We start from the raw sequence: 13,110 nt of genomic DNA on the forward strand, positions 1-13,110 counted from the left end.
TTTTTAGCTAGTGAACGGTCTATTTTTCCCCGTGAATGGCTGCTTATTGTATTCAAGTGCAGATAATTGACCGGAGAGAATACCCACTTACTGCAATAAATGATCATGTGATAATAGCGTTATATAGATAAAAATATTTTTAATGATTGTTTTTTTGCTACTGTCCTTGTTCTAATACCATCTGGCTACGCTGGGATCTTTCCCATACGCCGGACTGGCGTTTGCGGATGAAGCGGGCGAATCCCTGGAATACGGCCATGTTCATGAACAGGAAGTAGAAAGCGATGTAGAGGTATTTATTTTTTACCTGTCTTTTGGCCAAGGTATAACCGGCAAAAGCAGCCGCGTAAAATCCTGCCTGGAGCACCAGCAGTATATCATATATATAACCCGCACGTCCTATTACGAGCAGGATGTTGGCTATTAATGTCAAGGGGAGGGAGAGGGGGGCTAATGTCCAGCGTAATACGCGGTGTGACACGTATTGCCAGGTGATCCTGGGATAGCGGAAGAAATTAAGCAAGGGCAGCAGCCGGAGGATGGACTGGAAGCCACCGGCACTGATACGTACCTTACGTTTATGCTCTTCGGTGAGGGAGGCGGAGGACGATTCCATGGCGTAAGCTTTGGGTTCGTACATCACCTTCTTGCCTTTCATATTGATATGGAAGGAGATCATAAAATCGTCTAGGATGGTATCGGGTGATATGGGCTCGTAGAGGCTGGTACGGATGGCAAACAGCTCGCCTGCGGCGCCCATGACGCTATATAGTTCTGCATCCCATTTTTTCAGCAGGGATTCGTATTTCCAGTACATGCCTTCTCCTTGGCCTTCGGTATCGGCGGCGATCACTTTTTTCTCACCGGCTACTGCGCCTACGTTGTCGTTGGCGAAATGTTGAACCAGGTGATATACGGCTTCGCGGTTGAGCACGGTGTTGGCGTCGCAACACACAACAAACGGGGTATTGATATACTGCATAGCGCGGTTAACTGCCGCTGCTTTCCCATTACGTTGCGGATCGTGCAGTAGTTGTACACGCGGATATTGACGGATGATATTATTGGTATTATCGGTGCTGCCGTCGGTTACGATGACGATCTGTAATTTGTGTTCCGGGTATTCGAGGGCGAGGGAGTTATGGATTTTTTCTGCGATGAAATCTTCTTCATTGTAGGCGGCGATCAGCAGGGTGACATCGGGTAAGAAAGCATGTTCGCTGGTACGCGGACGCCCGAACAGCAGGCGTTTGATCCGGAGTACGATGTACAATACAATACCGTAGCCGATATAGCTGTAAAAGAGTATAGCAAGGCCTATCCAGAAGACGAAATACCAAAAACTCATGATTGGAACAGTGTTAGGAGGGGATGTAATGCGTTGAAAAGATTATATAAATATCTATATACGGAAACAGAATTGTTCGGCGCAAAATTATTATAAAAAAAATGATAAAGTGCAAGTAATTTATAAGATTTCGATTCCGAAAACCTATATTGCAATATCAAAATTCGTTTACGGTGCTTTTTATTGCATTCACCCCAAAAAATACCTCGTTTACCAAAAACCCAGGTTTGTTAAAACAAAGAGTACTACTTTTACACCCGTTACAAAAAACCTCTTTGATAATAGCTGCCGTGCCAACGCGGTCTTTACAAGACGACCTGTTGTACCATACAACACAGGTATTATTAAAGCCGAATTTAGGGTTAATCCTGCTATAACTGCCATCATATCCCCTGGAAAGCTACCAGATCATCTTTCTTGACCTTATCCATAAAAAGCCTCGCTTGAGCCAGGAATTCATATTCGTGTGCGCTCGGTACAAATAATCATAACAGAAAAAGGAAAAGAAGATAATGAAAAAAACGATTTTAATAATAGACGATAGCTTACCGATCAGATATTTGCTCGAAGCAATACTTGGCCATCAATATACCGTAGTATCAGCGCAGGATGGATTGGCCGCCATGTCATGGCTTTCCAAAGGTAGTACACCTGACCTCATCATTACAGATCTGCACATGCCCAACATCGATGGATGGGAGCTGCTTGCACATCTTTCTGCCAGCTATTTATACAAGGATATTCCAGCTATAGTAATCACCGGTGCATTAGAGTCTGTGCCAGACGATTTCGTTGGCAAATACAACAATGTACATGCAGTGATCCAGAAACCTTTTGATCCTGCTAATTTGTTACAGCAGGTAGGGGAAATTATCAATGGCGAATTAGCCACTATCAACTCCTAGCAGATCTTTACCGAAGACCATTCATACCATAACTTTATTTTAAATATGGAGACGATTACACCTACGATGGCCCCACTTACAGGCCTCGGTATTGCCGGAAAAAATAACGGAACAGCGCAACGCCCTTTAGAACAGGAGCGTGTGTTACTGTTCGTTGGCGCAGCATTTCCTGCCGCTTCAATGGAAGTAGCTGGTTTCCGTTGCCTGGTAGCTGAGGACGTAAAAGGTGCACAGCAAACTATTGCACAACTGTTGAATGTATACCGCCAGATCCCTGCGGTGATCATATTTCGTTTTAAGAGCGATTATGAGACTGCCTTTGCACAATGGGAGTCTTATTTTGCTTCTCATAAAGTATTGTGCTCCATTCCGTTTTTCTTATATACTGAAGACGTTTCTGATACCCTGAAATCTTTTGTAAGGAAATATACCTTCATTGACGAGATCATCACCAAAGACTGCCTGTTGCAGCAGCTGCAACCTAAGGTAGACTTCGTGAACAAGTTCAAACGCCTGCATACATTTATGCCGTTGCAGGAGCAGGAGAAGGTGGTCTATAAAGGCAGACGTGTCAGCAATTTCCTGAAGCGTACCGTGGATGTTACTGCCGCTGCCACTGCGCTGGTAGTCTTGAGCCCGGTGATGCTGGCGGTAGCCGCCGCCATACGCCTGGAATCAAAAGGACCTATCTTCTATACTTCCAAAAGAGCTGGCCGTAACTATAAAATATTTAAGTTCTATAAATTCCGTACGATGGTGCCTGATGCAGACAAAAAGCTGCATATGCTGGAAAACCAGTATAAAGATGGTAAAGGCGCCAAATTCTTCAAAGTAGCCAATGATCCGCGTGTAACGCGCCTGGGTAACTTCCTGCGTAACAGCAGCCTGGATGAGATCCCGCAGTTGCTGAATGTGTTGAAAGGAGATATGTCGCTGGTAGGTAACCGTCCGCTGCCATTATATGAGGCTACCACCCTTACAACAGATGATTGGGCAGAACGTTTCCTGGCGCCTGCTGGTATTACCGGCCTGTGGCAGATCAGCAAACGTGGTAAAAAGGAGATGTCTGCCGAAGAGCGTATCAGTCTTGATATTGACTACGCGCATAAAAACTCATTCGCGTACGATATGTGGCTGATGGTCAATACGCCATTCGCGATGATCCAAAAAGATAATGTGTAATGCTTGGAATATTAGTTACTGTCATTGAGTTCGTTTTCTTTTCTTACGTAGGAGGATGCATCATTTACAATCTATGTTTATCACTTGCGGGCCGTATTATCCGGCGTAAACCGGTGCGACCTGTACCGGGTGAAACGGCTTATGCCCGGGTAGCTATACTGGTACCTGCTTACAAGGAGGATGAAGTGATCCTTTCGGTGGCAGACAGTTATGCGCGGCTGGACTATCCTGCAGACCGTTACGAAGTGATCGTGATTGCAGATAGCCTGCAACCAGCGACGTTACATAAGCTGTCACAGACCAGTGTACGGGTACTGGAAGTGAGTTTTCAACAGAGTACTAAAGCCAAAGCATTGAACGCGGCTTTTGAAAGACTGGATGATGTGTATGACCTGGGGTTGATATGTGATGCGGACAATATGCTGGAAAATGACTTCCTGTTGAAAGTGAACAAAGCTTTCCAGGATGGAGAATATGCTATACAGGCGCAACGGGTGGCTAAAAACCTGGATACGCCTTTTGCCATATTAGATGCCGCCAATGAGATCATTGCCAACCATATGTATCGTAAGGGCGCTAATGCCTTAGGGCTTTCTGCCTCTGTAATCGGGTCCGGCATGGCCTTTCACTGGCCGCTGATCAAATCCATGATGCAGGAGATACAGGCGATCGGTGGTTTTGACAAGGTATTACAGCAGCTGGTGATCGCGAAGGGACATAGTATTTTCTACCTGGAGGAAGCGCGTATTTATGATGAGAAGGTAGAAAACCAGGAGGCTTTCCAACATCAGCGCAGGCGTTGGCTTTCTGCTCAGTTTGTATACCTGGGTAAATATTGGAGTAAAGGTTGGGCGGCATTGTTCAGGGGACAGGTGGATTATTTCAATATGACCATCTGCCAGAACCTGATGATCCCCCGGATGATACTGGTAGCGGCGACTACGCTGTTGTGTGTACTAAGCCTGTTATTGCAGCCTTACCTTTCCATTCAGCCTATCTGGTGGATCACTTTGTTCGTGCTGAACTGTATCAGTCTATTGGTACCGATCCCGGCCTTGTTTTACCGCCGGTATCTGTGGACAGCGCTGATCAATCTGCCGAAAGCGATGCTGATCATGATAGGGTTGTTATTCCGTCTAAAAGGCGCCAACAAGAAATTCATTCACACGAAACATACGAAAACAGGAATCAATAATCCATTGTTAGATGCCGTCAACAAGTAATATAGCTGCACCACTGGTCTCTGTGATCACGGTTAACTATAACAACAGCCGGGTAACGGAGGAGTTGTTGGTTTCCATCGGCCGTATCAGCTATACCCACCTCGAGGTGATCGTAGTGGATAATGCTTCCGCTGAAGATCCTACGGCGGCTTTGCAGGCGCTGATGCCGACGGTGCGGGTGATCCGGAGCGACAAGAACCTGGGGTTCGCAGGGGGCAACAATCTGGGCATTAAAGCAGCCAAAGGGGATTTCCTATTTCTGGTCAATAACGATACAGAATTCACAGAAGGATTGATAGAGGGGCTGGTAGAGGTATTCCGGGAGCATGCAGATGCGGGGGTGGTGAGTCCTAAATTCCATTACTTCTTCCATCCCGGTACAATTGAATATGCAGGTTATAATGAGGTAGACCGGCTGACCGGCCGTAACAGTATGGTCGGTTGTCACGAGCCGGATAATGGTCAGTATGACCAGTTATCAGCGACCAACTATGCCCATGGCGGCGGGATGATGATCTCGCGCAGGGCATTGGAGGAAGTAGGATTGATGCCGGAAGTTTATTTCCTTTACTACGAAGAGTTTGACTGGTGTGAGATGTTCAAACGTAAAGGGTATAAGATCTACTATCAGTATAAGTCGCTCCTCTATCATAAGGAGTCGATGACGACGGGAAAGAACAGTCCGCTGAAGACGTATTATCTGACCCGCAACCGCATTCTATTTATGCGCAGGAATGTACAGTTACCGTCCCGGATGGTATTCCTGCTTTATTTCAGTTTTTTCACTATTCCGAAAAATACGCTGGTATTTATACTGAAACGCGAGAAAGTACATTTGAAGGCTTTCTGGAACGGTATATTCTGGCATCTCAGACATCTTAAAAACAGTAAGGAAGTATGTGTGGCATAGCAGGATTTATTGACTTTACGAAGCGAACAGGCAGTGAGGAATTGCAACGGATGACGGATGCATTGGTGCATCGCGGGCCCGACAGTGCGGGTTATGAGACGCATGTACATAATACTGCCAATATTGGTTTAGGGCATCGCCGTTTGTCTATCCTGGATCTTTCCAATGGTGGCAGCCAGCCGATGAGCTATAAATATTTCACCATCATTTTCAATGGTGAGATCTATAATTTCAAGGAGCTGCGTCAGGAGCTGGAAGCGAAGGGGTATACTTTCCTGTCTACTTCCGACACGGAGGTGTTGCTGAAAGGTTATGACTGCTGGCGCGAGAAGATCATCGACAGATGTATCGGTATGTTCTCTTTTGCTATCTACGACGCGCAGCAGGAGGAGGTGATATTGTGCAGGGACCGTGCCGGTGTGAAACCGTTGTATTACTACTGGCATGAGCGGGTATTGTTGTTTGCTTCTGAGTTGAAGAGCCTGTGTGAGCATCCGGCATTTGAAAAGAAGATCGACGTGAACAGCCTGTCGCTGTTTTTGCAATACAGTTATATACCGGCGCCTTATACCATCTACCAGCATACGCATAAGCTGAAGCCAGGTCACCTGCTGAAGGTAGACCTGCGTAATGCGGGGGTGAGTGAGCAACAGTACTGGAATGTACTGGAGGCATATAAGCAGCCGCTGACGGATATGAGTGAGGCCGACATTATCAACCATACGGAGCAGCTGATGAAGAGTGCTTATAACTATCGTATGGTAGCGGATGTGCCGGTGGGGGTGTTCCTGAGTGGCGGATATGACAGCGCCAGTGTAGCGGCCATTTTACAGGCGGATGCCGGTAGCCGTATCAAGACATTTACAATAGGCTATAAGGAGAAGGCTTTTGACGAGTCTGCGGAGGCGAGGAAGATCGCGAACCACCTGGGTACGGATCATAATGAATGGATCATCGGGCCGGAAGATGCGCTGAGCGTACTGGACCGCTTGCCGGAGATCTATGACGAACCATTTGCGGACAACTCTACGGTGCCTACTACTTTGGTGAGTATACTGGCCAGCCGTCAGGTGAAGGTAGCTTTATCTGCTGATGGCGGTGACGAGCTGTTTGCCGGCTATAACAAGTTCAACCAATCGTTGTCTTACACCAGCAAGTTTCCGCGTGGCGTGCAGCAGTTGCTGAGTGGTGCGATGGGCCTGGTTAATCCGGATGCTATTCCTTATTTCAACAAAAAATACAATTTCTCGTCCCGTTATGAGAAGATGAAGCTGATATGGGCTTCGGGTAAGCCGCAGCAGGCGCTGAAGTATATCAGCCAGTACCTGACGGAGTCGGAGGTAGCGCGATATATGCACGAGGTGCCGGGCCATTACAAGACTAACTTCGATCTGAACGGTGAGCTAACGGATATCAATGATCCGTTGAATAAGTTGCTGGCGGTAGATTATAAGACCTTCCTGGTGGATAACAACCTGGTGAAGGTGGACAGGGCTACTATGTCTGTGAGTATTGAAGGGCGTGAGCCTATGCTGGATCACCGCCTGGTGGAGTTCCTGGCACAGGTACCGGCTTCTCTGAAGGTGAAGGATGGTATCAACAAATATATTCTGAAGTCTATTGTACACCGTTATATTCCCAAACCACTGATGGATCGTCCGAAGCGGCCATTTATTGCACCTTTGCAACATTGGTTCCGGGAAGAGTTAAAAGAACAGATGCAGTATTTCCTTGCACCTGAAAGACTGCAACAAACAGGACTCTTTAATGTACCGCAGGTACAACAGCTATTGAACACCTATCTCAGTGGCGGGAAAGTCAGTCATCAGAAGCTATGGAACATATTGGTGTTCCAGCTGTGGTACAACCGCTGGATAGCAGTACTGTAAATCTGTCGTGTGTAAACTATCATTTAATTGTAAAAGGAGCTGATTGTGAATGCTGCTACTATAACCCCCATGCAACAGAAAAAGATCAGAGTACTCGAAACGATCCGCCAGGGAAAAATAGGCGGAGGAGAAAGTCATGTGCTGGATCTTGTCGCCAATCTCGACAAGGAGCAGTATGAACCGGTGGTGTTATCGTTTACCGACGGGCCGATGATACAGGCACTGGAGAAGATGCAGATACCTGCGCATGTTATTGCCAGTGAGAAACCATTTGACATCAGCGTATGGAAGCGCGTCAAACAATTATTGATAGACGAGCGTATTGACCTGGTGCATGTACATGGTACCCGTGCCAATACGAATGTGCTCTGGGCGGCCAGGAACCTGAAATTGCCTGTGATCTATACGGTACATGGATGGTCCTTTCACGGGGGGCTGCATCCCCTGATGAAAAAAGCGCGTATTGCTGCGGAGAAGTTTATTACCAGCCGTGCGCAGGTGAATATCTGCGTGTCGGAATCTAACCGGCAGACGGGACAGAAGGCGTTTGGCAAACTGGATGCAGTGGTGGTGCCTAATGGGGTGAACCTGCAGCGTTTTGATCCGCAGGCAAACTATGCGGATGTGAAGAAGGCTTATGGCATACCGGAGGATCACCTGGTAGTGGGCTATATTGTGCGGATGACCTATCAGAAAGATCCGGTGAGCATGATTCATGCTTTTGCAGAAGTGCATAAGCTGATGCCGAATATGACCTTACTGATGGTAGGAGAAGGGGAGTTGAAGCAGACGGCCATTGATACGGCGAATGCCCTGGGCCTGTCAGACTATATTGTATTTGATAATTTCCGGCAGGATGTACCGGCGGTACTGAATGCGGTGGATATTTATTGCTTACCTTCTTTGTGGGAAGGGTTCCCGATCGGTGTGTTGGAAGCGATGGCGATGGGGAAGGCGGTGATCGCCTCTGATGTGGATGGTACCCGTGAAGCGGTGCGTCATGAAGAGAATGGTTTGCTGGTGCCTGCTAAGAATGTGACGGCATTGGCGAATGCGATCATGCAGCTGGCCAGCGACGTGGCTTTACGCGAGCGCCTGGCACAGTCTGCCCGTAATACCATCCTGGCAGAATACAACGTAGCGGGAATGACAAGAAAGATAGAAGCGGTGTACCGTGATCTGATCGGTACAACGGCGAAGGCTATATAGTAAGTGTTTTTGTTTTACGGATGCGGTTTCGGCTACGTGTCGTGGCCGCGTCTGGGCTTATTATCCGCTATATTATTTCACACAATGATGTGAATGATATTGCCGGATAAAATGTATAAATTGAATCTGTAGTTGATCGTAATGTTTGTTTAACGTCCCGTTTTAAAGATACCTCTATGCGCACTAGTTAACCGCTTATTCAACCTAGGCGACTACATAAATTAATACCCCCAATTCCCCTATTGTTATGAGAACTTTACCCCATTCGTATGAGTACGAGCGAATTGCCGATATCAAACGTTTACGATTTATAGCAGACAGTCTGCAGGAGTTGCCGGCCAGCAGCCAGGTACTGGATGTAGGTTGTGGTAATGGTGTGATCAGCCGTTACCTGGGGCAGTTGGGCTATAATGTATTGGGCATCGATGTGAGTGCCAAGACGATCGAAACGGCCAATGCGCGTAACCAGTTGCCCAATGTCCGGTTTGAGACGATCAGTGCGGAAGCATTGACCGCGCAGGGTCAACGGTATGATGCGGTGATCTGCAGTGAAGTGCTGGAGCACCTGCAGGAGCCGGAGCAGTTATTACGCACATTGTATACTTCCCTGAAAGATCAGGGCATCCTGATCGTTACGGTCCCTAACGGGCAGGGACCGCGGGAGCTTTGTGTGACGCGGCCTATGCTGAAGGCACGCAATAACAAAGTACTGTGGCCTATGATCTGCCAGGCGAAGCGTTTGCTGGGATTCCGCGGTACGACGGTGCAGTCGGCGGCGGATAACCTGGATCATGTACAGTTTTTTACACGACGTGATCTGCGGGCGCTGGCACAGCGTAGTCAATTTTGCATCGTACGTTTTGCCAAGAGTAATTTCGTGGAAGACGTGTTTCCTTTTTCATTGCTTACTAAACGCTTGCGTTTTCTGCAAGCCTGGGACTGCCTGGTAGCGGAGTGGCTGCCTTACGGTTGTACCGGTGGTTTTCATACTATCTGGCGGAAGACGAAAGCCTTGTAGCGGGCGATCGCGCTATCGAGATGACTAACCACGATAGGTAGGTGATACATACCTGTAATGACAGGCGACTGTGCCTTTAGCTGGTACAAATGGGAAAAGCAAGCCATTACCAGGCTGGTGAATATAATAAAATGAGATATCTGTGAGTGAAAAGCCATGTCTTTGATTGCAGGTACTAAAGTAAATGCTTCGGCGATCAAATATTGAAACGTATAAAATATTCTCCGGCGTATTGCAAACCCGGTGGTAAATATTTAATTTCAGCTAACAGGTGAACAGCAATGCAGTTGAACTGTATCCAGACTGCCGATGGTATGGCGGAACAAATATCCGAGTGAAGAATAATACGGTTGTATAATATCCAGGTGAACAATTGAAATAATCCATCCCGTGACTTGTCATTGCGGACAGGCATGAGGTAATTCCAACGTACTATGAAAATGAAATACCCGACCACTCTTTTGCTGGCCTTGCTGGGCTTTTTATGGACCCATGGTATCCATCTGCGTGCCCAATCTCCGGCGACTACGGTGTATGATTCCGTTATGACGAACATCCGTACTATCCAATGGGCTTTGGCGGGTGATACGGTGGCGTTGCGTAACAATGTGAGTAATCTCCTGGCGACGATGCAAGGGGATAGTTCCTGGCCGGACATTAACTATGCGGACCGTTCGCAGACGAACTGGTTGCCGATCGCGCACCTGGACAGGCTGAAGCCGATGGTGCTGGCCTACACGCTGGCGGGTGGCTATTATTATGGTAATACGCAGTTGCATCAGCGGATCAGTGCCGCGCTGGCGTATTGGTACCGGGTGCATCCTACCAGTACGAACTGGTATATGCAGCAGATTGCGAGTCCGCAGCGGATAGGCATCCTGCTGATCTTATTGCGTATGGGCAAGGTGGCTATACCTCCGGGTACGGAAGATAACCTGCTGGGGCGTATGGCTGTGGAGGGCGGGCGGCCGGATCAACCCGGTTCGTTGGGGTCGGGCGCCAACAAACTGGATATTGCGACCCATTGGATATACCGGGGCTGCCTGCAGAAGGATAGTGCGGTATTGTCTTTCGGGGTGTCGCAGGCGTATTACCCGATCGTACAGACGACGGAAGAGGGTATTCAATATGATCTGTCTTATCAGCAGCACGGTAAACAGTTGTATATAGGCGGTTACGGATCGGTATTGCTGAACGGAGAAATTGGTGTGGCGTTGTATACGGTAGGTACTCGGTATGCGCTGGCGGGCGGGCAGCTCTCTTTGTTAAGCCGGTTTGCCCTGCAGACCTACCTTGCTGTGATCCGCGGGCAGTATGCGCATTATAACACGATGGGCCGGAGTATCAGCCGTACCAATGCGATACGGCAGGCTGGTACGCAATGGGTGACTAATATGAAGGTGCTGGACCCTGCTCATGCAGCGGCCTACGATACGGCGATCAGCCGGCTGAGTGGTGTGCAGCCAGCCGGTTATGGGGTACGCCCTGCCCATACGCATTACTGGACATCGGATTACAGCCTGCATATAAGACCCGGTTATAGTTTCGATGTGCGTATGGTCTCTACCCGTACGTTACGGAATGAGAACGGGAATGGGGAGCACCTGAAAGGGTATTTCCTGGCGGATGGTGCCACTAATCTGTCTACTGTGGGCGGCGAATACTACAATATATTCCCGGCCTGGGACTGGGCGCATATACCCGGTGTAACGGCCCCGGTGTTGAGTAACCTTCCATTACCGGCGGCATGGGGGACTGCCGGTACGGTGGCTTTTGCGGGCGGGGTATCGGATAGCCTGTATGGCGTGAGTGCCTATGCTTACGCGGATAACAATTACAGCATTAATACCAGTGCGCGGAAGTCCTGGTTTTACTTTGATGACGAGATCGTTTGCCTGGGTGCGAATATTCAATCTACCGCGAGTGCTCCTGTTCATACGACGATGGATCAATGTCTGCTGAATGGGGCGGTGACGGTATTACAAGGCGGGCAGGTGGCGAGTTTTACCAATGGTACTTATAGTTACAATAATAACCTGCGTTGGCTGACACATGCAGGGGTAGGATATTATTTCCCTGGTGGCGGGCAGGTGCGGTTAAGTGCCGGAGAGCAGGCCGGTACCTGGAAGTCGATCAACAATACCTCTGTTGCTGATACGGTACGCAAGCAGGTGATGAAGTTGTGGCTGGATCATGGAAGTCAGCCGGCGGGAGCGGCGTATGCATATATACTGTTGCCAGGTAAAGGTAGTGCCGCCGCGATGCAGGCTTACGATACTACTCGCATACGTGTATATGCCAATACGGATTCTATGCAGGTGGTGCAGCACCGTACGCTGGGCATCTGGCAGCTGGTGTTTTATAAAGCGGCTACATTCACCGCCGGGGATATGTCCATACAAGCGGAGGCCGGATGTGTGATGATACTGAAAGGGGTGGGTACTACGCAAGTGACGGTACACCTGGCGGATCCTGCGCAGCAGTTGAATACGCTTCGTTTGCGGTTACGCCTGCCAGGTATTGCCCGGGAGAAATTGCTGGAGGCGAATATGCCTGCAGCGCCTTACCGGGGTAGTACGCTGCGGTTGTTCGTGCATGATCAGACACCGGACTATACTGGTCCGGCACCGGAGCAGCGGGTATATGCGATGGCGGATGCCTATGTAAACGACGGCGCTACGGCAGGTACCAACTATGGGAGTGCTACTGGGTTGGTCATCAAAAAAGATAACCAGGGATATAACCGGGAGGTATATACTAAGTTTCCGCTGCCGGTGACTGATAGTGCTGCTATCAGTAAGGTGACGTTACAGCTGAAGGTGCGGAATGCCAATACTTCTATTACTACGACCAGCTGGCAGGTGCGGTATGTGGCGGATAACAGCTGGACGGAGTCGGGTATCAACTGGAACAATAAACCCGGATCGGCGGAGCTGCTGGCTACTGTTGATGGTAGTGTAGCCGGTACGACCGCTGTGTTTGACATTACAGCGAAGGTGAAACAGGCGGTGGGGCAGCATGATCCTGCGATTTCATTGCATACGGTGTCTACTAGCAGAGGGGATGCCAAAACGGATGCAGCATTTTATTCGCGGGAGAATACGGACAGCAGTCTACAACCCATGCTTACCTTTTACTTGAAGAGCGGTAGTACCGGTGCGCAGATGCGGGCACCGGTGACGGTGGCGACAACGCCGGCACTGCTGAGCTGGGTGGTGGCGCCTAACCCTGCCAGTACGCAGTTGTATATTACTTCGGCGCGTAGCGGAACGATTGTGCTGATGGATGCGGGCGGCAAGATATGGAAGCGGGTAACCGTCTCTCCCCAGGTGAAGGTAAGTCTGGATGTGAGTATGTTACCCGCCGGTATTTATTATCTGAAGGGAGTGGGAGAAAGTGCGTATCCGGTGATGATCGTGCGTTAGG

The 13,110-nt window shown here is 48.8% G+C and carries 9 protein-coding genes; 8 read left to right on the top strand and 1 reads right to left on the bottom strand.

The features are described from left to right. Positions 1 to 157: 157 nt before the first annotated feature. Entirely contained in the window at positions 158 to 1,348 is a 1,191-nt protein-coding gene (locus tag KTO58_RS08610) for a glycosyltransferase family 2 protein (protein ID WP_095839763.1), read from the bottom strand. Between the two features lie 512 nt (positions 1,349 to 1,860). Here KTO58_RS08610 and KTO58_RS08615 point away from each other — a divergent pair. The 8 genes from KTO58_RS08615 (at position 1,861) to KTO58_RS08650 (ending at position 13,109) form a co-directional block, all read left to right on the top strand. Next, a complete protein-coding gene (locus KTO58_RS08615) occupies positions 1,861 to 2,253 on the top strand; it encodes a response regulator (protein ID WP_095839762.1) in 393 nt (130 codons plus the stop codon). Positions 2,254 to 2,298: 45 nt separating this feature from the next. After that, positions 2,299 to 3,435 (top strand): sugar transferase, encoded by a 1,137-nt coding sequence (locus tag KTO58_RS08620; RefSeq protein WP_225860143.1) that lies wholly within the window; start codon positions 2,299 to 2,301, stop codon positions 3,433 to 3,435. Beyond that, a complete protein-coding gene (locus KTO58_RS08625) occupies positions 3,435 to 4,658 on the top strand; it encodes a glycosyltransferase family 2 protein (RefSeq protein ID WP_095839761.1) in 1,224 nt (407 codons plus the stop codon). Before KTO58_RS08620 ends, KTO58_RS08625 begins: the two co-directional genes overlap by 1 nt. Next, the gene (locus KTO58_RS08630; protein ID WP_225860144.1) at positions 4,642 to 5,568 is read left to right on the top strand and encodes a glycosyltransferase family 2 protein; all 927 of its coding nucleotides are present in this window, start codon (positions 4,642 to 4,644) and stop codon (positions 5,566 to 5,568) included. The genes KTO58_RS08625 and KTO58_RS08630 overlap by 17 nt, the downstream gene beginning before the upstream one ends. Further along, entirely contained in the window at positions 5,556 to 7,457 is a 1,902-nt protein-coding gene (asnB, locus tag KTO58_RS08635) for an asparagine synthase (glutamine-hydrolyzing) (RefSeq protein ID WP_095839759.1), read from the top strand. Before KTO58_RS08630 ends, asnB begins: the two co-directional genes overlap by 13 nt. A 69-nt stretch (positions 7,458 to 7,526) precedes the next feature. Then, positions 7,527 to 8,666, top strand: coding sequence for a glycosyltransferase family 4 protein (locus tag KTO58_RS08640; protein ID WP_095839758.1), 1,140 nt, complete (start codon positions 7,527 to 7,529; stop codon positions 8,664 to 8,666). Positions 8,667 to 8,913: 247 nt separating this feature from the next. Beyond that, positions 8,914 to 9,684: a class I SAM-dependent methyltransferase gene (locus KTO58_RS08645; protein ID WP_095839757.1), complete on the top strand. Its 771-nt coding sequence runs from the start codon at positions 8,914 to 8,916 to the stop codon at positions 9,682 to 9,684. 434 nt (positions 9,685 to 10,118) lie between these two features. Then, on the top strand, positions 10,119 to 13,109 hold the full coding sequence (locus KTO58_RS08650) for a polysaccharide lyase family 8 super-sandwich domain-containing protein (RefSeq protein WP_095839755.1): 2,991 nt from the start codon (positions 10,119 to 10,121) through the stop codon (positions 13,107 to 13,109). The last annotated feature ends 1 nt before the right edge of the window (position 13,110 follow it).

It is taken from the genome of Chitinophaga pendula, from assembly GCF_020386615.1.
GTDB lineage: Bacteria > Bacteroidota > Bacteroidia > Chitinophagales > Chitinophagaceae > Chitinophaga > Chitinophaga pendula.

Excerpts from the sequence above, each read along its gene's own strand:
- KTO58_RS08650 (WP_095839755.1), top strand. The coding sequence starts at position 10,119 with ATGAAAATGAAATACCCGACCACTCTTTTGCTGGCCTTGCTGGGCTTT.
- asnB (WP_095839759.1), top strand. The coding sequence starts at position 5,556 with ATGTGTGGCATAGCAGGATTTATTGACTTTACGAAGCGAACAGGCAGT.
- KTO58_RS08615 (WP_095839762.1), top strand. The coding sequence starts at position 1,861 with ATGAAAAAAACGATTTTAATAATAGACGATAGCTTACCGATCAGATAT.
- KTO58_RS08640 (WP_095839758.1), top strand. The coding sequence starts at position 7,527 with ATGCAACAGAAAAAGATCAGAGTACTCGAAACGATCCGCCAGGGAAAA.
- KTO58_RS08620 (WP_225860143.1), top strand. The coding sequence starts at position 2,299 with ATGGAGACGATTACACCTACGATGGCCCCACTTACAGGCCTCGGTATT.
- KTO58_RS08610 (WP_095839763.1), bottom strand. The coding sequence starts at position 1,348 with ATGAGTTTTTGGTATTTCGTCTTCTGGATAGGCCTTGCTATACTCTTT.
- KTO58_RS08625 (WP_095839761.1), top strand. The coding sequence starts at position 3,435 with ATGCTTGGAATATTAGTTACTGTCATTGAGTTCGTTTTCTTTTCTTAC.
- KTO58_RS08630 (WP_225860144.1), top strand. The coding sequence starts at position 4,642 with ATGCCGTCAACAAGTAATATAGCTGCACCACTGGTCTCTGTGATCACG.
- KTO58_RS08645 (WP_095839757.1), top strand. The coding sequence starts at position 8,914 with ATGAGAACTTTACCCCATTCGTATGAGTACGAGCGAATTGCCGATATC.